The 19,013-nt window shown below is 72.5% G+C and carries 10 protein-coding genes; 4 read left to right on the forward strand and 6 right to left on the reverse strand.

Translation table 11 applies throughout. From position 1 onward, the window contains the following. Window positions 1-55: 55 nt before the first annotated feature. The 3 genes from M8445_RS14930 to M8445_RS14940 form a co-directional block, all read right to left on the reverse strand. On the reverse strand, window positions 56-871 hold the full coding sequence (locus tag M8445_RS14930) for a M12 family metallopeptidase (RefSeq protein WP_273988766.1): 816 nt from the start codon (window positions 869-871) through the stop codon (window positions 56-58). A 117-nt stretch (window positions 872-988) separates the two neighbouring features. Then, entirely contained in the window at window positions 989-1,816 is an 828-nt protein-coding gene (locus tag M8445_RS14935) for an alpha/beta hydrolase (protein WP_273988767.1), read from the reverse strand. Between the two features lie 60 nt (window positions 1,817-1,876). Then, complete coding sequence (locus M8445_RS14940; protein ID WP_273988770.1) at window positions 1,877-2,803, reverse strand: ABC transporter substrate-binding protein; 927 nt, start codon at window positions 2,801-2,803, stop codon at window positions 1,877-1,879. 174 nt (window positions 2,804-2,977) lie between these two features. On the opposite strand from M8445_RS14940, the gene M8445_RS14945 reads away from it, so the two are divergent. From M8445_RS14945 to M8445_RS14955, 3 genes are all read left to right on the forward strand, one after another. After that, on the forward strand, window positions 2,978-3,415 hold the full coding sequence (locus tag M8445_RS14945) for an OsmC family protein (protein WP_273988771.1): 438 nt from the start codon (window positions 2,978-2,980) through the stop codon (window positions 3,413-3,415). 109 nt (window positions 3,416-3,524) lie between these two features. Next, entirely contained in the window at window positions 3,525-4,106 is a 582-nt protein-coding gene (locus M8445_RS14950; RefSeq protein WP_273988773.1) for a P-loop nucleotide/nucleoside kinase family protein, read from the forward strand. Between the two features lie 19 nt (window positions 4,107-4,125). Continuing rightward, window positions 4,126-5,541 carry a WGR domain-containing protein gene (locus tag M8445_RS14955; RefSeq protein WP_273988774.1) on the forward strand — a complete coding sequence of 472 codons (1,416 nt, stop codon included), beginning with the start codon at window positions 4,126-4,128 and terminating at the stop codon, window positions 5,539-5,541. Between the two features lie 63 nt (window positions 5,542-5,604). Here the strand turns inward: M8445_RS14955 and M8445_RS14960 are convergent, their stop codons facing one another. After that, window positions 5,605-5,868 carry an acylphosphatase gene (locus M8445_RS14960; RefSeq protein WP_273988775.1) on the reverse strand — a complete coding sequence of 88 codons (264 nt, stop codon included), beginning with the start codon at window positions 5,866-5,868 and terminating at the stop codon, window positions 5,605-5,607. A gap of 213 nt (window positions 5,869-6,081) precedes the next feature. On the opposite strand from M8445_RS14960, the gene M8445_RS14965 reads away from it, so the two are divergent. Further along, window positions 6,082-16,209, forward strand: a complete 10,128-nt coding sequence (locus tag M8445_RS14965; protein ID WP_273988776.1) for a translocation/assembly module TamB domain-containing protein — start codon at window positions 6,082-6,084, stop codon at window positions 16,207-16,209. Window positions 16,210-16,279: 70 nt separating this feature from the next. On the opposite strand, the gene M8445_RS14970 is transcribed toward M8445_RS14965, so the two are convergent. After that, on the reverse strand, window positions 16,280-16,735 hold the full coding sequence (locus M8445_RS14970) for a hypothetical protein (protein ID WP_273988777.1): 456 nt from the start codon (window positions 16,733-16,735) through the stop codon (window positions 16,280-16,282). A gap of 59 nt (window positions 16,736-16,794) precedes the next feature. Then, entirely contained in the window at window positions 16,795-18,921 is a 2,127-nt protein-coding gene (locus M8445_RS14975) for an ATP-binding cassette domain-containing protein (protein WP_420704096.1), read from the reverse strand. Between the last annotated feature and the right edge of the window lie 92 nt (window positions 18,922-19,013).

The following is a 19,013-nucleotide window of genomic DNA, read 5'->3' on the forward strand; positions in this document are numbered from 1 at the left end:
AGAGGGGAGGGGCCGCCACATGAAAGGATGTGTGGCGGCCCCTCCCCTCTGCTCCTCAGCGGGGGTAGAGAGCGTTCACGGTACTCTTGTCGGTCACCGAGAAGCCGTTGCGCTGGCCCATGCGGTTGATGTCGATGCTGGAGTTCAGGGGCTGGATGGCGATCTTGCCGTCGAAGAAGGCGGGGTAGTGCATGATCGAGTCGAAGTCGTACGCGCCGTAGCCGGCGCTGCCGCTGCGGATCTGGTACTGGCTCTGCCAGTCGGCGGGGATGTTCGCCCAGACGATCTGCACGTACTGGTCGCGGTCCGGGCGGGTCTGCTCGTGGAACAGGCCCATGGCGTGCCCGAACTCGTGGATGATCGAGCCGGTCGTGCAGCGGTCGGCCAGGGTGATGGTCTGCTTGCCGCCCACCATGCCCAGGCTGGACGCGCAGCTGGTGCCGGTGTTGTACGTGATTTCCACGTAGTTGCGCTGCGTGGTGCCCGTGCGGGGCGTGACGACGACGTTGGTTGTCGAGCGGATAGTGGACGCGGCGGCGGCCACGCGGTCCCGGATGGCCTGCGGGACGTTCGCGGCGAAGGTGTACGGGATGGTGCGGGCCGTCCAGCGGTAACGCGTGTCGACGACGTAGGTACCCTGCGGGGTGACGCTGCCCAGGTCCGCGAGGATGATGTCGTCCTCAAGCATCAGGTAGCCGTCCTGCTCGAAGCCCGTCACCTGCTGGCGGGTGCCGTCGGGGAGGATCAGCGTGGCGGGCCGGGTGTTCGGGGCCGTGCGGGCGGACGGGCCGTCCTGCTGCGGGGAAGGCTGGGACGTGGAGCACGCGGCGAGCAGAAGGGAAAGCAGCAGAACAGGTGTGACTTTACGCATGGCAGAGCACCTCGGTTGTGGGATGTCCAGAGATTAGAGGAAACTGAGAGTCCTGTAAAGTCGCCCGGTCAGCTGGCACGCGGTATGGTCAGTCACTGCTGATCCGGCGCTCAGGCATCAGGCGGTATGGGCGCGCAGCCAGTCCACGATCCGCGCCCGGACCCGGTCACGCGGCTCGTCGTTCAGCAGTTCGTGATAGCCGCCGTCCTCGATCAGCAGGTCACGGTCACCCGAGGCGATGGCCTGCATGAAGCGCTGGCTGCCGCGCGGGTCCGTCAGGCGGTCAGCCGCGCCATGCACGACCAGGGTGGGCAGCGTCCAGCGGGCGTACAGCGGCCACAGCGACGCGCTGAGCGCCAGCATGCTCGCGCCCGTCAGGGCCGGGACCTTCCCGTGGTACATGCGCGGGTCCGCCTCGTACGCGGCGACTTCCTCGGGCAGGCGCGACAGGCCGCCGGTGCCCAGGTCGGTGGTGGGCAGGCCCGGCGCGAGGCGCGCGATGACCGGGGCGAGCCGTTTCACGAGCGCGGGTTCGTTCTCGCCGACCAGCAGGGCCGGACTGGACAGGATCACGCCGCTGATCCCGCGCGGGTCGCGGGCGGCGCTGGCAGCCGTGACCAGCCCGCCCATGGAGTGCCCCAGCAGGAACAGCGGGCGGGGGTCGGCGCGCAGGGCCTCACGCGCCGCGAGGTGATCTTCCACCAGAACGCGGACGTCCACCACGGCCCGCGCGCCCCCGGACGCGCCGTGTCCGCGCTGGTCGGCGGCGTACACCGTGAACCCCGCCGCGACCAGCGTGGGAATCAGGGCGTGGTATCGGTCCACGTACCGCGCGGCGTACTCCCCGAATCCGTGCGTGAGCAGCACGTTTCCGCGCGGATCGGCGGCGTGCCAAACGTAGCCTTTCACGGGAGCGCCGGGCACCGTCCAGTCCTGACTTTGCATGGACCGAGTGTAGGGCAGCCGCCTCCCCGGGAGGAAGGGCCGGGCACCCGGCGCCGGAAGTCAGCGCAGCGTCTTGACGAGTTGCCGCTCGACGAGTTGCGCGGCAATGGGGCCCCGGATGCGGCGGAACAGGTGGTAGTCGAAGAAGTACACCTGCCCGGCCTGACTGGCGCGCAGGCGACTGGTGATGGCCCCCGCGTTCCACTCGGCGCGCGCGCGGCTGGGCGTGCTGGTCCCGGCAGCCAGGACGATCACGGCGTCCGGGTTGATGGCGGCCAGGCCTTCCACGCTGACCACGGCGTCCTTCTTCTCGCCGTCGATGACGTTCACGCCGGCGTCGCGCAGCAGGCCGCCGGTCCAGTCGTCGCTGCCGCTGATGGTGAAGGTGTTGCGGGCGTCGCCGCCGGTCGTCCAGACGACTAGCACGCGCTTCTTCCCGAAGGAGGCCAGCTGCGCGCGGGTACTCTCGACGCTCTTCGTGTAGGTGTTCAGGGCGGTGCGGTACGCAGCCTCGCGGTTCAGGGCGCGGGCCAGGGTGGGGAGGGTCTTCTGCCACGCGCTGCGGTCGATGCCGTCCAGCAGCAGGGTGGGCGCGATGCGGCTGAGCTGCGGGTACACGTTTGAGGCGTAGGTCTCGCCGACGATCAGGTCGGGCCGCAGGGCCGTCAGGATTTCGAGGTTCGGGTTGAAGCGGTCCCCGACGTTCACGGGCGCGCTCGTGACGCGGCTGCCGAGGTACTTGATGTCGCGGATGGGTGAACCGAAGGCCGGGGTTTTCAGGAACGTGGAAGCCTCGCCGTAGCCGACGGGCTGCACGCCGATGGACAGTAGCAGGTCCAGGGCGTGCGGGCCGAGCGCGACGACGCGCAGCGGTTGCCTGGGGATGGTGGTTGTTCCGGCGCTGTGCGTGACGGTCTGGGGGTAGGTGGCGGCGGAGGCGCTGCACAGGGATGCGGTGACGGCAGTGGTGATCAGTTGTTTGTGCATGGGTGTCCTTGTGCGCCGGGGTCCGTGAGGAACCGCCGCGCTGGTGTGGGGGATTCTGCCAGACTTAAATCCGAGTTTCAAGGTCAGGATTAGATTGGGGGAAAGCGCAAGCATGAAGCTCCGCTCAACCGCACCCACGGCATCCCCACAGCCTGACCGCGCAGACTGGACCGCATGGCAGACATCGCACGCAAGGCAACGGCCCACTGGGAAGGCGACCTCAAGCACGGCAAGGGCACCGTGAGCACCGAGAGTGGCGTTCTGGACGGCGCGCAGTACTCGTTCGGCACCCGCTTCGAGAACGGCAAGGGCACCAACCCCGAAGAACTGCTGGCCAGCGCCCACGCCGGGTGCTTCACCATGCAGCTCAGCGCCCTGCTCGCCAACCACGGCCACACCATCGAATCCCTGGACACCCAGGCCACCTGCGAGATGGTCAAGGACGGCCCCGGCTTCAAGGTCAGCGCCATGAAACTCGTCGTGCGCGGCAAGATCACCGGCAGCGACCAGACCGACTTCGAGGAGCACGTCAAGCAGGCCGCCGACATGTGCCCCATGAGTCAGGTCATGAAAGGCAACGTGGAAATCACCCACGAAGCCATCCTGGAATAAGGTTCTCGTTCCTGCGGCGCCCCGGCCTTCATGGTCAGGGCGCCGTCTCCTGTCGCAGCAGGCCAACCTGCGCATGTGCGAGCGCCCCCTGTGTGACAGGCTGGCGCGCATGAGTCACCTGTTCTATCTGGTCGGCGCGCCCGGCAGCGGCAAACGCACGGTCGGCAAGGCGTTGTCGGCCCTGACGGGCGCGGCGCTGCTGGACAATCATCTGACGAACGATCCGGTGTTCTTGGCGGCGGGTATCTCAGGAATCGAGCCGGTCAGCGACGAGGTGTGGGCACTTTGTTTCGCCGTGCGGCAGTCGGTCAGGACCGCGACGCTGCACGCGCCACCCACGCTGGCCCACATCTTCACGAACTACCTGACGGCGCAAGATCAGGAGTGGATGAACGTGGAGCGGCTGCGGCAGCTGGCAGCGGCGCGGGGGGTGCCGTTCGTGCCGGTGTGGTTGACGTGCCCACTCCCGGAGCTGGAGCAGCGGATGGGCCTGCCAGAACGGGCCGAACGGCTGAAACTGCGCGACCCGGCGCAGCTGCGGGAATTGCTCGCCCGGGCCGGGACGCTACCACCCCCGGCGGACGCGCTGGTGCTGGACACCTCGCGGCTGGGACCGCTAGAGGCGGCGCGGCGGATCGTGGCGTTCGCGGGGGGTGTGCCGGTGGCAGATGCGCTTGCCAGTCCTGGGTGATTCCCATTACAATATAATTATGTCTGCAACATATCTGGAGTATTCAGATCCGAACGGGGCCGAGCACAAATTCTACGAGGTCACCGTGGAGGGCGCGGACCTGACCGTCCGCTACGGCCGCATCGGCACCGACGGCCAGACGCAGCGCAAGACCTTCCCCAGCCCTGAAAAAGCGCAGGCAGAAGCCGAGAAGAAACTGAAGGAAAAGCGCCGCAAGGGCTACGAGGAAGCCGTGCAGGGCGTGCGGCAGAAACGCGAGGTGGTGCGCCGCACCTTCACCGAGACCCGCGCCACCACCCGCCAGGGCGCGCCGATCCTGTGGAAGTTCGACACCGGGGCCACGGCGTTCGGCATCTTCGCGGGCGACGATCAGGTGTGGGTGGGCAACGAGGCCGGGCAGGTGCACGCCCTGAGCCCCGACGGCGAGGTCCACCGCTCCTTCACCCTGCCCGACGGCGTCAAATGCCTCGTGCGCGACGACCGCTGGACCTTTGCCGGCTGCGACGACGGGAACGTGTACGACCTGAGCGGCAAACTGCCGTTCGTGGCGTACGAGGTCGAGGGCAGCGCCGCGCTGCTGTGGCTGGACATCCACGCGGGCACCCTGGCCGCCAGTGACGCGGGCGGGAACGTGTTCGCCTTCGACGCCGAGAGCGACCAGCAGTGGGCGAACGTCGGCACCGGCGGCAGCATGGGCTGGATGGTGCGCGTGGACGAACGCGGCGTGTACTACGGGCACTCGGTGGGCGTGGGCATGTATGACCGCGCCAGCGGCCTCCCGCTGTGGCAGGCGAAGACGCGCGGCGGCGTGCTGTTCGGCTGGCAGGACGGCAGCGACCTGTACGCGGGCACCACCCAGAACCTCATCCAGCGGTTCACGAAGGCGGGCGAGCACGTGCAGGACTACGCCTGCGACGCCGCCGTGCTGTCGTGCGCCACCAGCCCCGGCGGCGAGTACGTGTTCGCCGGGGACAGCGGCAGCGCCGTGTACTGCTTCACCCGCAGCGGCGAGCGCCTGTGGAAGCTGGGCAGCGGGGTCGGCGGGGCGCTCAGCATGCAGTACTCGGGCGGGCGGCTGTATCTCGTGACCACGCGCGGCACCCTGGCCGCCCTGGACGCCAGCGCCGGGGCCATCCAGGCCGCGCAGCGCGGCGAGGCCCCCACCCCGCGCGACGTGAAACTCGCTGCCGCCGTGCAGGCCAGCGCCCCCCTGACGCAACTGGCCGTCACCGCCGACACCGGCCAGGGCGTGCGGCTCGTGTGCGAGCGCGACGGCACCCGCCTGCGCGTCCGCCCCACCGACCCCGGCTACCACGCCTGGAACGTGCAGTTCCCCCGCAACCTCCGTGAAGCCGGAGCCACCTACCTCGTGGACGGCCTGGAGGACGCCGGAGGTTTCTACCGCGTGGTCGGAGATATCCGCCGCGTGGGGTGAGCGGGGTGTAGGACGTGGGGGGTGGGGTGCGGGAAAGGCGAAACCCCACACCCCACCCTCCCGTCAGTACACGTGGAAGTCGTTCAGGCCGGTATCTTCGCTGTAGGTGGTCTGCACGTCCTGAATGCGGGCGTGGGGCGGGCCGCGCCGCAGCCAGTGCAGCAGGCGGTCCAGTTCGGGCTGGGGACCCTCAGCGACGATCTCGACGCGGCCGTCGCTGAGGTTCTCGGCGTACCCGGCGAGGTTCAGGTCGCGGGCGTGGCGCTGCACGTAGCGTCGGTAGCCGACGCCCTGCACAGTTCCGGTGATGAGGGCGGTCAGGCGCATGCCGGGCATGGTAGCGGGTGCGGGGTCGGGTGTGTGTGCGGGGGGTGTGTTCCTGACGGTTGCGTGAGGCGGCGGCGGGTGCGGCGTTCACGCGCTGGCCGGTAGAATGGCGGGAATGCAGGCATTGGGGCGGGGCGTGACGGTAGAGCTGGTCAGAATGGTCGGGTCCTGTGATGGGCGCGGGTCGGCGCGCGTATGGGCCGGAGGGCGGGCGTGAGCGACGATCCGCGCCGGAACGAGAGCGGACTGGACGCCGCGCCCGCACCGGAGGCGGGGCCTGATCTGAACCCTGACCTGAAGCCGAGGCCGGACGCTCCGCGTGGACGGCGGGTGTGGCCGTGGGTGCTGGGCGTGCTGGCGGCGCTGCTGCTGGTCCTGGCGTTCCTGCCGACTCTGCTGGGTGGGGCGCTGCTGTCCCGTTTTGGCGGGGATGTGATCTCGGCGGACCGGGTGGGTGGGCCGCTGTGGGCGCCCACGCTGGGCGGCGCGCAGGTGACGCTGCCGGGCGTGAGTGCGTCGGCCGGGTCGGTGGGCGTGAGCGTGGACGCGGTCAATCCGTTCACGCGGACGGTGCGCCTGAACGTGTCGGCAAGCGGCGCGGATGTGCGCCTGAAGCTCGCGGACCTGCTGGGCGGGACGGGCGGCGGCGCAGGCGGGGGCGGCGGCTGGAAGGTGGCGCTGTCCGGGCTGGACGTGCAGGACTCGCGGGTGTCGGTGGACGGGCGGGGCATCAACGTGCCGGACGGCCGGTTCCGGGTCACGCAGGGTCAGGACGGCCGGACGCTGCTGCGCGGCGCGACCGGCGAGGGCGAGTTGAACGCCGACCTGCGCGTCTCCGAGTCGGGGGGCGCGAACGTGTTCACGGTGGACCTCGACGCGGACGCGCGGGTCCTGAATCACTACTGGCCGGGCGTGACGGGTGGCCGCATCAGCGGGCAGTACGTGATCGGCAGCGGCCCCATCCGGGGTGACCTGAAAGTCACGGACGCCAGCCTGCGCGTGCCCGAGGCGAACTTCGTGACCGTGACCGGCGTTGCCGGGACGGCCACGCACCGGGGCGACCTGATCGACCTTCAACTGGCGGGGCGCGGCTGGAACGGCCCGGTCACGGCGTCGGGCGGCGTGGACCTGAAGGCGCAGAACTGGCGGGTCACGGCGAACGCCGCGCCGACCGTGGCGGGACTGGCCGGGGCACTCGGCACGACCGGCAGCGGGGGCCTGAAGTTGCAGGTCACGGCGGGCGGCTGGTCGACCGTACGGGTCACGGCGACCGCGCAGGGGGCCGGTGAGGTGGCGGGCGTGGGTTTCCGCGACGCGGCCGCGAAGTACACCTTCCTCAGCGAGAACGGGAATGTGGCGACCCAGACGAACGACCTGAGCTTCAGCGCGGTGACCTCGCTGGCCGGGTCCGACCAGAAACTGGCGGGGCGCTGGGCGTTCGGGAAGTCCGGCGCGGCCTCACTGGTCGGGGCGTTCGGGCAGAAGCCCCTGAACGTGAACGCTTCCATCGACGCGAAGAACGTCCTGACGCTGCGCGGCGAGGGCCTGGGCGGGCCGCTGTCGGGCACGCTGGCCCTGAGCGGCGTGAAACTGAACGCCGTGCTGAACCCCACGTACGGGGCGGTGCAGGCCCGCGTGGCGGTCAGCGGCACGCCGGACGACCTGCGGGCGACCATCAGCGGCGCGCAGGCCGGGCCGTTCAGCGGCCTGTCGGGCACGGCGGCGCTGGACCGCCGGGGGCTGCGGGCCGATCTGGGCGCGGCCCGCATCAACCTGAACCGCGAGTTCCGGGGCACGTGGCAGGCGCAGGGCCTGAGCGGCTCCGGAATCATCCTCAGTGGGCGCGGGAGGCTGGACCTGACGGGCGGCGACGTGACCGGGCAGCTGGAGGCGACCGTGCCGGGCGTGCGCGACACGCTGGCCGGGCCGCTGGACCTGAACTACACCCGGCAGCGCGGCACCTTCCGCAGCGGCGCGCAGGTCCTGACCTGGAACGGCGACAGTTTCGGCGTGCAGGCGCGTGAGCTGCCCGTGGCGGGCGGCCTGAACGTGACCGGCGACGTGACCGTGACCACCGCCCTGAAGGCCTTCGGGACGCTGCGGGCGACCGGGGCGGGCGTGACCCTGAATGCCACGGCGCGCGGCACGTCCGCCAGCCTGCGCGGATCGGCGGGCGGCGTGACCGTGCTGGCCGACACGCAGCTTCAGGCCCCTTACCTGACGACGGCGCGGGTGCAGGGCGCTGATATCCAGGGTGTCCTGAGCGTGGACCGTGGCGTGCGCTTCACGCTGACCACCGCCGGCGACACGGCGCGCGGCGTGATCGACGGCGACCGCTGGGACGCCACAGGCCGCGTGAACCTCGCGGCGCTGCGGCCCCTGGTCAACGTGGACGGGCTGGGCGGCACGCTGGACCTGAATCTGGCCGCGCAGGGCGGCTCGGCCCGCGTGAACGCGCGGGCGCTGGGCGCGGGCGTGACCGGCACCCTGACCCGCGCGGGCGGACCGCTGGGCGCGAACCTGCGGGTCACGTACGCGGGCGCGCAGGCGGCGCTGTCGGGCCGGGTGTACCCGGACGTGCAGGCGCAGGGCCGCGTGAGCGCGCAGGGGCAGACCCTGAACCTCGGCGTGACCGGGGCGTACGGCGACCTGCGGGCGCGCGTGACCGGGCAGACCGGGCCGCTGTCGTTCAGCGGCGTGACGCTGCCCGCGCAACCCGTGAACCTGAGCGGCACCCTGACGCCGCGCCTCACGGCCAGCGGCACCTGGGGCGACCTGAACGTTACGTACGACGCGGCGACCGGACTGGCCCGCGTGACCGGGCAGCAGGCCCTGACGGCCTTCGGGCAGGCGGGGCGCGTGCAGGGCCGCGCGACCTGGGGCCCCGGCCCCGGCGGGTCGTTCCGGGGCGCCGTGGCGGCCAGCGGCGTGCTGGACCAGTACACGGTGGCCCTCAACGGCCCGTGGGATGACCTGAACGTCCTGCTGAGCGACGGCGAGGGCCTGCGCGCGCGCGGCACGGCCTCGCTGCCCGCTGGCCGCTACGACGTGAACGTGAGCGGCCCGCTGGGCGGCGGGCTGTTCGTGGACGGCAACGTGCAGGGCACGGGTCTGGAACCACGCGGCACCGTCACCGTGACCGACGCGCAGGGCGGACGGGCGCTGGTACAGCTACAGGGCTTCGACAATCTGAACGTTCAGGCACAGGGCCTGACGCTGGGCGGGCAGACCCTGCGGGGCAACCTGAGTGCCGTGAACGGCGTGCTGAGCGGCAGCCTGAAAGCCGGGCCGCTGGATGTCCGCGCCGTGAACGGGCAGTTGCGGGTCAGTGGGGAACTGGCCGGGCAGACCATCCTGGCGACCGGGAAGGTCACGCTGCCCGCCACCCTGGAGAACCTGAACCTGAGTGTGACCGGGCCGTACTTTGCGGCGCAGGCCGGGGGGAACGTGGCGAACCTGCGCGGCACCCTGACCCTGAAAGCCCAGTCGTACGGGTCGGGCGCTGCGACCCTGAGCGTGCCGGCGCAGTCGTTCCCGCTGTCCGGGTCCCTGACCGGGGCGCGCGTGAGCGTGGGCGGCCTGACCTACCGGGGCGGAATGTGGTCCGGCGCGTTGGGCGCCCGTTACGCGCTGTCCGGGCAGCCGGGCACGCTGCGGGTGCTGGGCGAGGCCGCGCGCCTTGTGGTCGCCCCGACCGGGCCGGTGGCGGGCCGCGTGACGGTCCTGCCGGCACTGGGCGGCGCGGTCAGTGCGGACCTGACGGCGGTGCGGGCGCTCCTGCCCGCAACCGTCCGCCCGGAGGTCGTGGCGGGGCGACTGGTGGCCAGCCTCTCCCCTACCAGCGCCGTGCTGAGCACGGCGGGCACCCGCTACCTGGGCGACCCGCTGAGCCTGAACGCCCGCGTGGACTGGGCGGGCGGCCTGCGGGCCAGCGGCACCCTGACCCACCCCGGCACGCGCATTCCGGTGCGCTTCGACGGCCGGGCACTGACCGTGAGTGGCGCGGCGCTGGACGCACGGGTGCTGACGCCCGTGCTGGCGGGCGCCTCGGGCCGCGTGAGCCTGAACCTGACCCTCCCGGACCTGACCGGCCCCGACCCGCTGGCCCGCGCCAGTGGCCGCGCCGACGTGAACGTGCGCGCTGGAACGCCGGGCAACGATCAGCGCGCGCAGGGCCGCGTGACCCTTGCGCGCGGGCAGCTGTCCGCGAACCTGAGCAGCTCGCTGGCCGGGTACGCCGTGACCCTGCGCGGCCCGCTGTACCCGCAGGCGAACGCGGCGCTGACTCTGGACGACCTGCGCGCCACCCTGACCGGCCGCGCCGACACGACCCTGACCCTGCGGGCGACCGGGGCCTTCCAGGGCCGCGCGGTGAACCTGACCGCGACGGGTACCAACCTGACGGGCACGGACCTTGCGCGCCGCGCCGCCGTGACCCTGAGCGGCACGCTGGCCGGAGCCGCCGTGAACCTGAATGCCCGGCAGGCGGCAGGGGGCGCCTCACTGAGCGACTGGCAGACGGCCGGGAGTATCAGCGTGGCGGACCTGCGGCCCCTGGCGGGCGTGGACGGCACCCTGAACGCCGCGCTGAGCGGCACGCTGGGTGACCTGCGCGTGCAGGCCAGCGGCGCGGCGGCGGGCGTGCGCTTTACCGCCCCGGCGCGGTACGTGAGCGGCGTCCTGCGCGTGGACGGCGCGCAGGCGACCCTGATGCAGAGTGAAGGAACGCAGGGCAGCGGGACGCAGGTAACAGTACGCGCCAGCGGGACGGTCCTGCCCGCCCTGAAGCTGAGTGCGCGGGCCACCCTGAACGAGTGGCTGCCCGGCACCTTCACCGCGCAGATCGGCGGCGCGCTGGCCAGACCGGACGTGAACGTACAGGGCGTCCTGACGGATGGTCCGGCTGGGCTGCGCGCGGCGGGCTCGCGGGTGCGAGCGCACCTGCTGGGCCGCGATTACCGCGCGGACTTCACGGGCGCGGCCCTCAGCGGCGGGCTGCGCGGGCAACTGGGCGCGAACGCGCTGGGCGGCCTGCTGAACGCCGCGCTGCAACTGAACACCACCTACGTGAGCGGCCCGAACGTGGTGCGCCTGAGCGGTCCTATCGGCTGGCGCAGCGGCGCGGGCTTCATCGGGCGCCTGCGGGCCGTGGGCGACATTCCCGGCGGCCCCCTGGACGCCCTGCTGGACGGCACGGACGGCGGCGCCCTGAAGGTCGCGGCCCTGATCGGCACGGGCGCGCGGCAGGCCCGCGTGACCGGGCAACTTCCGGCGGATCTTCCCTTCCGGCCCGGCGGCACCCTGGACCTTCAGGCCTTCGACGCGGGCGCCCTGTGGGGCCGCGCCGCACAGCTGACGGTCAGCGGGCAGGCGACCCTGGGCGGCGCGACCTGGACGGCCCTGAACGCTAACTTCGCCGGGCGCGTGCTGGACAGCGCCGGCGACTTCACGGGCGATCTGGGAGCCACCTACCGCGCCGGGAACGCCAGCCTGCGCCTGAGCGGCGAGCGGGTCTCGGGCGGCGGCACGCTGGAGGGCGGCGAGTACCGCCTGACCCTGCGGGCCGGGAGTGTGCAGGCTCCGCTGCGGGTGGCGCGCCTGCTGCCTGCCGGGCTGGGCGTGGACGCCCTCACGGTGGCCGGCACCCTGAATGCCACGGGCTCGCTGTCCGGCGGGCTGCGGGAGGTCACGGCGCGCACCCTGGCCGTGAAGGGCGTTCAGGCGCAGAGCGGGCCGTTCAGTCTGTACGGTCAGGCGGCGTACGTGCCGCGTACCGGCACCCTGAGCGCCGACCTGAACGGCAGTCTGCGTGGCGGCCTGCTGCGGGCCAGTGGGGCGCTGCCGGGCGGTCTGCGGGTCACGGCGCAGCGCGTGGACAGCGCGTACCTGAATGCCGCGTCGCTCGGGAAGGGCACGCTGGCGGCGGATGTCACGCTGCGCGGCCCGGTCACGGACCCGCTGGCGCAGGGCACGCTGGACCTGAGGACCGACGCCCTGAACGGTCACGTCATCCTGTCCGGCCGGGTGGTCTCGCCGGACCTGAACGCCCGCGTGGACCTGCTGGGCAGCGCCGGGGGCACGCTGTACGCCCAGGCGAGCGACCTGGATCTGGCGCGCGGCCGGGTGAACGCGCGGGTGTACGGCACCGTGACCAGCGGCGGGAGCCGCGCCGCGCTGGACCTGCGCGGCAGCTGGCCGAACCTGACCGGGACCGTGCAGGCGCAGGTGGCGGGCCTGAACGATCCCGTGACCCTCAGCGGGAACGGGCGGGGCGGCTACGACCTGAACGCCGGAACGCTGGGCGGCGGCACCCTGACCCTGGGCGGCGGGTCGGGCAGCGGGTCGGGCGGCCTGATTCCCGCGCTGGGCGGCACCCTGAACCTGACGCCGCTGCCCCTGCTGGGTGGCACCGGGCAGCTTACGCTGGCGGGTACGCTGGGCGGCACGCTGGCCGCGCCGACCCTGGCGGCGGCGGTGCAGTCTGCCGGAGCGTCGGCCTACGGCGTGACGCTGGAGGACCTGAGCGGCACGCTGAACGCCTCGCTGGCGGGCCTGAGCGGCACGCTCTCGCAGGTGGTGCCCCTCACGGTGACGGGCGCGGTCCCCGCTGACCCCGCTGTGGGCAGTGGACCCTCCCCCACCGGAACGGCCCAGGGCACCCGCGCCGTCGTGACTCTGAACGGCACGAACCTGACGCTGGACGGCCTGCGTGTCCGGGCGGCGGGCAGCACCATGCAACTGGGCGGCACGGCCAGCCTGAGCGGCCCGGCCGCCGACCTGAACGTGGCCAGCCAGGGCACCCTGGACGGCACGCTGAAGGCCACCTACCGCGCGCAGGCGCTGGCCGTGAGTGGCGCGCTGAGTGGCCCGCAGGCGCTGCGGGCGGCGCTGGATGTGCAGGCCGACCCGCTGACCGGCTGGCACGGCACGGCCCGCGTCACGGGTGGCCCGGCGGGCGTCCTGACGGCCCCCCTGGCCCTGACGGTGGGTGGGGCGTTCGCGCACCCACTTGTCACGGGCAGCGGCGAACTCCTGAAGGCGGGCGCGCGCGTCGTGGCGTCGGCGGACGGCGTGCAGCTGCGTCTGGTCGACGCGCCGGGTGCGAAGGCCAGCGGCGCGGTCGAACTGCGCCCCCGCAGCGGCGTGTGGACCCTGCTGGGCGCGGCCAGCCTGACCCGCCCGGAACTGTCCCTGAGCGTCACGCCGAGCGGCCCGCTCAGTGACCCGGACCTGCTGCTCAGCGTCCGCCGGGGCGGGTGGCGGGCGGGCGGCACGGCCAGCCTGGACGCGGCGGACCTGACCGTCTCGGACGGCCTGCGGGACGGCACGCTGCGCTGGACGGGCGGGCAACTGGCCGTGAACCTGCCGGGCCTGACCCTGGACACCCTGAACCTGAAGGGCGTGAGCGGTCTGCTCAGCGCCAGCGGAACGGTCGGCACGGACGCGCTGGACGGTCAGCTGACCGCCTCGCTGTCGAACCTGAGCACCCCCTACCGCGTGCCTTACCTGGATCTGGCGCTGGGCGGCGACCTGAACGCGGCGGTCACGCTGCGCGGCGGGCGTCCCTCGGTGACGGGCACGGCGGCCCTCCCGGCGGGCACCCTGAACTTCACGGCGGCCGAGTCAGCAGCCCCATCAACGGCCCAGGCCGGCGCACAGGCGGGCGGCCAGTGGACCGGCCGGGTGAGCGGGACGGTCAGCGCTCCCCTGATCACGAAGGTCACCCAGACCACGCCCGTTCAGACCACGGTGTCGGCCACGACGACCGGCACGCTGGGCGTGGATGTCCGCGCCGACGGCAGCGGCCTGACCGGGCAGGTGACGGCCACACGCTACCCGCTGACGCTGGCCGGGCAGACCCTGAACGTCAGCGGCACGCTGGGCCTGACCGGGCAGGCATTCCGGGCGGACCTGCGCGGCTCGAACGACATGGGCGAGGCGGTCGTGGCAGCCTCCGGCGGACTGGCGGACCTGCTGCCGGCCCTGAGCGGCCCGCTGGCCGTGCAGCCCACCGGGGACGGGTACACCGTGCGCGCCACGCTGGATAACGTGGAGGTGCAGAACCTGAAGATCGCGCCGCAGCTGTCAGGCCGCGTGAGTGGCGAGGCGAACCTGCGCGACGGGGGCGGCACCTTCGTGCTGCGCTCGGACAACCTGACCGTGGGGCCCAAGGTCCTGCCGGCGCGGCTGGAAGGCACGCAGGTGTCGGGCGACTGGCGCATCCGCGGGTTCCTGGGGCAGTCGGAGTTCACGGCGGGCCTGGGCGGCGGCGAACTGTTCGGGCAGGGCACGCTGCGGGCGCTGCCGCTGGGCGCGGTGATCGGGGCGTTCGCCGGGACCAGTCCGGGCGAGGGCGTGGTCACGGGTCTGGTCCGCTTCCGCTTCCCGGTCAGCGATCCGCTGGCGGGGACGGCCAGCGTGGTCGCCGAACGCATCCGCGTGAGCAGCGTCAGGGGCACGGGCACCGCCGCCGTCACCGAGACGCTGACCGGAACCGGCACGCTGGAGTACGCGCGGCGCGAACTGCGCAACCTGAACATTCAGCTGAGCGGCGCCGGAACCTGGGACGTGCGCGGGCAGTACACCCGCGAGCGCGTGGCCGTGACCGCGCAGTTCAGTAACACGACCTTCACGCCGGCGCTGCTGCTGGTGCCGGCACTGGCGGCGTTGCAGCCGGACCTGAAAGGCACGCTGGAACTCTCGGCGGCCGGGACGTACGAGCGGCCGCGCGGCCTGATCCGCGCGCAGAACATCACCGGGAGCGTGGCGGGCCTGAGCGTCAGCGTCCCGGCCTTCGCGGGGGACCTGCCGGACAGCGGCGCGTTCACCGGGGGCGGCACGGTCCTGACCGGCGGCACGGTCGGTTCGAACGGGCAGATCACGCTGGCCGGGCAGCTCACGCTGGGCCGCCTGAGCGACACCCGCGTGAATTTCAGCGGCCTGCTGGCCCCGCAGGTGCTGGGTTCGCTGCCGAACACCACGGTCACGCTGGCGCAGCAGACCGAGTCCCGCTGGACCCTCAGCGCCCAGAGTCTCAGCGCCGCCAGCGGCACGGTCCCGGCCGGTTCGCTGAGCGTCACGGGGGACCTGGCTCCCCGCTGGGACCTGACGCTGGCCGCCCGGAACTTCAACCTGCCGCTGAAGGTCATCTACGGGCGCGAGAGCACCCTGAACGCCGACCTGCGCGCCGTGGACGACGGCGAGGCCATCCGCATCAGCGGCGCGGCCGACTTCACGCGCCTGATCCTGGGCCGCTCGAACGCGCAGGCCACGCTGCCTGCGCCCGGTCAGACCAGCGTGGGCAGCACCGACAACACCAACGGCCGCACCACCGACAACTACGTGAGCCCGCTGCCGGAGGAACTGCGGACCTTCCCGCAGGCCGCCCAGCCTGAGGGGACCCGCCCGGCCCGCCCGTTCCTGGAGCGGCTGTCCCTGGAGGACATTCCCATCCGGGCCGTGAACGGCATCCGCGTGGACGAGAACCTCGTGCGGGCCGACTTTACGGGCAGTCTGGTCGTGTCTGGCACCGGGGCGCGCCCGCGCCTGACGGGCGACATCCGCTCGCAGCGCGGCTTCGTGTACCTGCGCGAGAACGAGTTCACGCTGGCCGACAGTACCGTCACGTTCGGCGGCGAGAACCTGTACCCGAAATTCAACGTGACCGCCACCGGGCAGGTCACCGCGACCCTCAGCGAGTCCCGCCAGCGGGTGCCGGTGAAACTGAACCTGCAGGGCGAGTTCGTCACGCCGCCCGGCGGCTCGGCCCTGCTGGACCTCACCACCACCCTCAGCTGCGCGCAGGACGGCCCCGCCTGCGCCGACCCGACCAGCGGCGCGGCCTACAGCGAGGCGGAACTGTACGCGCTGGTCGCCACGGGCGTCCCGAACCTGACGGCGCTGCCCAGTAACCTCACGGCCCTGGGCACCAGCGCCTTCCAGACGGCCCTGAACGTGTTCGTGCTGGGCGAACTGGAACGCACCATCGCCGCCGCGTTCGGCCTGGACGTGTTCCGCCTGACCCCGCAACTCGGGAATGCCGACGGGTCGCTGGGGGCCACCATCACGCTCGGGTCGTACCTGACGCGCGACCTGTACCTGCAGTATCAGGTTGACCTGAACGGCGAGGGTCTGATCGACGCGCAGTACAGCACGCCCGACGATCAGTTCACGTTCCGGGTCAGTACGCCCATCAGCGGCCTGAACCTGCAGTCCATCCGGCCCAGTTTCAGCGCCGGGTACAACGTCAACGGGCGCACCAACGTCAGCCTGGGCGTCGAGAGTGCCGAGCAGGGCACCACGCTGCGCTTCGGCGTGACCTACCGCATCGGCGGCCGCTGAGCGCCGGCAGAAGCAGCAGGAAAAAGGGCCGCCCGGTCTGCACCGGGGCGGCCCTTCCACTGTGCTGTCCTCAGCGGCTGGTCGTGATGTTCGCGCGGGGTTCCAGCGCGTAGAACGCCACGATGGCGACCAGGGTGCCCACCCAGCCGGGCGCGCTGCCCAGTTCCAGGTCGAAAGGGCGGCCCAGGACGGTGCTGCCCAGCTGCCCGGTCAGTCGCTCACCAGTCTGCTGCGCGACGACGTTCCAGCCGATGATAGGTTCGCCCATGAAGCCCGTGACGCGGTCCACGCCACGCAGCGTGAGTTTCTGCGCGCCGACGTTGCCCTTGAGTTCGCCGTCCTGCAGTTCGATCTTCACGGGGTCCGCGCCGACGCTGCCCTGCACGCCCCGCTCGGTGATCTCGAGGTTGATGTCCTTGCCGTGCAGTTTTCCGCCTGCGCGGCCCTTGATGGTGTCGCCGTCGATGGTGCAGCGGATGTCGTAACCGTCCGCTCCACCAAGGCGGCCCTTGATGAGGTCTTCCATGCGCGGAAGTATAGCGGGGTCCAGCGTGAGGCGTGCCCACGAGGGTCAGTTCGGGCAGGTCAGTCTGTGCGGATCAGGCCCAGCCCCTCGAAGTAAGCGCGGCGCGTGACGGTGGGGCCGCCGTCACCCAGGGTCACGCGGCCGGCGCCCCAGCGTTCGAACAGGATTCTCAGGGTGCCGCCCAGCAGGGCCGCGCCGAACCAGGCGGGCGGCGCGCCGTTCCAGCGCAGGGTCTGGCCGTCCCAGGCGAGGTGCGGGCAGTCCTGGTCCTGCGCGGCCCAGAACATGCCGCCCCCCTCACCCGGCGCGTCCCCGAGGCGCTGGGCGCGCACGGTCAGGGGCGGCTCGCGGACCTGGGTGTCGTACTGCGCTTCCTGCCAGACCTGCGCGTACAGGGCGTACAGGCTCTGCTGCAATTCGTGCGCCTGGGCGCGCACGCGGGCTTCCTCGCGGCCGGTCAGGGTGCCGGGCGGGCGGTCCAGTTCGGCGCGCAGGCTGCCCAGTTTCGCTTCCAGCGGGGCGAGGCGCTGCCGGGGCGTGGGCGCGGGCGGTGGCGGCGGCGGGTCGCCCTGAAGCGTGGCGGCCGGGTCGCGGTACTCGCGGCTGCCCCAGCCGCCCACCTCGCGCAGCGTGGCGTCCTCGATTACCCACAGGCGCGTGGCGACCTCCCGCGCAAAGCGGCGGTCATGCGTGACGATCACGACCGCGCCCGCGTACGCCTGCACCGCGCCTTCCAGGGCCAGCAGGGCGTCCACGTCCAGGTGGTTGGTGGGTTCGTCCAGCAACAGCAGGTCGGCCCGCAGGCCGCTGACGAGCGCCAGTCCGGCACGCGCGCGCTCCCCGCCGGACAGCACCTCGGGCGTCTTGGGCCAGTCGGCGGCGCCGAAGCCCGCGCGGCCCAGCAGGGTGGTCGCCTGCCGCCCGAAGCGCCGCTCGAACTGCGCGTGCAGGCCCTCGCCGGGCGTCAGGCCGTGCCAGGTCTGGTCGAGGCTGGCGACCGTCACGCCACCCGCCACGCGCAGCAGCGGCTCCGGCAGCGGCAGGCCGGTGTCCGGGTCGCGGCCCGGCGGGTCCGGGTGCAGTTCGCCGGACAGCAGGCGCATCAGGGTGGTCTTGCCCGTGCCGTTGGCGCCCATCAGGGCCACCCGGTCCCCCTGCCGCAGCCGGAAGGCCGCGCCGTGCAACACGGGCCGCCCGGCGTAACTCTTGCTCAGGTGCTCGCCCCACGCGACCAGCGGCGCTTTCGCCGTGCCGGCCAGCAGGCGCATGCGGATCTGGCGTTCCGGCAGGGGCGCCTCGGGCACCGCGACCCGCTCGGCGCGGCTCTTCAGGGCGCGCGAGCGGCGGCCCCAGCGGTCCAGGGTGTCCACGCTGCCCGCCAGCCGCCCGGCCTCCTGCCCGCCCAGGCGGGCCGCGCGGGACTGCGTGCGCCGCTCTAGGTCCCGCTGCGCCCGCGCGCGCGAGTACCCGCCCGCGTACGGGGTCGCCTCACCCGCGTCCAGCCACACGCTGCGGGTCGCCACGCCATCTAGGAAGTCGCGGTCATGGCTGGTGAGCAGCACGCCGCCCCGGAAGTCCCGCAACCAGCCTTCCAGCCACTCGCGCATGCGGATGTCCAGGTGGTTGGTGGGTTCATCCAGCACCAGCAGGTCCGGTTCTCTCGCCAGGGCCAGCGCCAGGGCCAGCCGGGTGCGCTCCCCGCCGGACAGCGTGGCCGCCTCGCGCCCCAGGAAGCGCGTGAGATCCAGCATACCCAGCACCCGCGCCGCCCGCGCCGGCCAGCGGAAGGCGTCCAGGTCGTCCAGGCGGACGTGCAGCGTCGTCCAACGTTCCAGGGTGTCCGGGTCGCCCAGGTCCGCCTCCAGCGCCAGCAGGTCGGCCTCCAGCTCCCGGTAGGGGTGCGCGGCGTCCAGCAGGGCACGCACGCTCAGGCCCGGCGGGTGCGCGTGATGCTGCGCCAGCACCGCCACCCGCAGCCCCTCCTGCCGCCAGACCTCCCCGTCGTCCGGGACGCGCTCGCCGGTCAGGACGCGCAGCAGCGTCGTCTTGCCCGCCCCATTGCGGCCCAGCAGCGCCACGCGCTCACCGGCCGTCACGCTCAGGTCCACGCCGTCCAGCACCGCCCACTCGCCGTACAGGACGCTCAGGCCGGACGCACTGATCAGGGTGGAAGGCAGCACAGACACGCCCGCAAGGCTAGCAGAGGCCAGCGCCCCGCGACTCCGCCAGAACGCGCATTCCAGCGCCTCACCGGACCTTCATACCAGCTGGTCACATG

Origin of the sequence: Deinococcus aquaticus, from assembly GCF_028622095.1 — a bacterium.
In the GTDB taxonomy this organism is placed as follows: domain Bacteria; phylum Deinococcota; class Deinococci; order Deinococcales; family Deinococcaceae; genus Deinococcus; species Deinococcus aquaticus.

What these genes read in the sequence shown, in the direction of transcription:
- M8445_RS14930 (WP_273988766.1), bottom strand. Translation starts at nt 871, where the DNA reads ATGCGTAAAGTCACACCTGTTCTGCTGCTTTCCCTTCTGCTCGCCGCG.
- M8445_RS14935 (WP_273988767.1), bottom strand. Translation starts at nt 1,816, where the DNA reads ATGCAAAGTCAGGACTGGACGGTGCCCGGCGCTCCCGTGAAAGGCTAC.
- M8445_RS14940 (WP_273988770.1), bottom strand. Translation starts at nt 2,803, where the DNA reads ATGCACAAACAACTGATCACCACTGCCGTCACCGCATCCCTGTGCAGC.
- M8445_RS14945 (WP_273988771.1), top strand. Translation starts at nt 2,978, where the DNA reads ATGGCAGACATCGCACGCAAGGCAACGGCCCACTGGGAAGGCGACCTC.
- M8445_RS14950 (WP_273988773.1), top strand. Translation starts at nt 3,525, where the DNA reads ATGAGTCACCTGTTCTATCTGGTCGGCGCGCCCGGCAGCGGCAAACGC.
- M8445_RS14955 (WP_273988774.1), top strand. Translation starts at nt 4,126, where the DNA reads ATGTCTGCAACATATCTGGAGTATTCAGATCCGAACGGGGCCGAGCAC.
- M8445_RS14960 (WP_273988775.1), bottom strand. Translation starts at nt 5,868, where the DNA reads ATGCGCCTGACCGCCCTCATCACCGGAACTGTGCAGGGCGTCGGCTAC.
- M8445_RS14970 (WP_273988777.1), bottom strand. Translation starts at nt 16,735, where the DNA reads ATGGAAGACCTCATCAAGGGCCGCCTTGGTGGAGCGGACGGTTACGAC.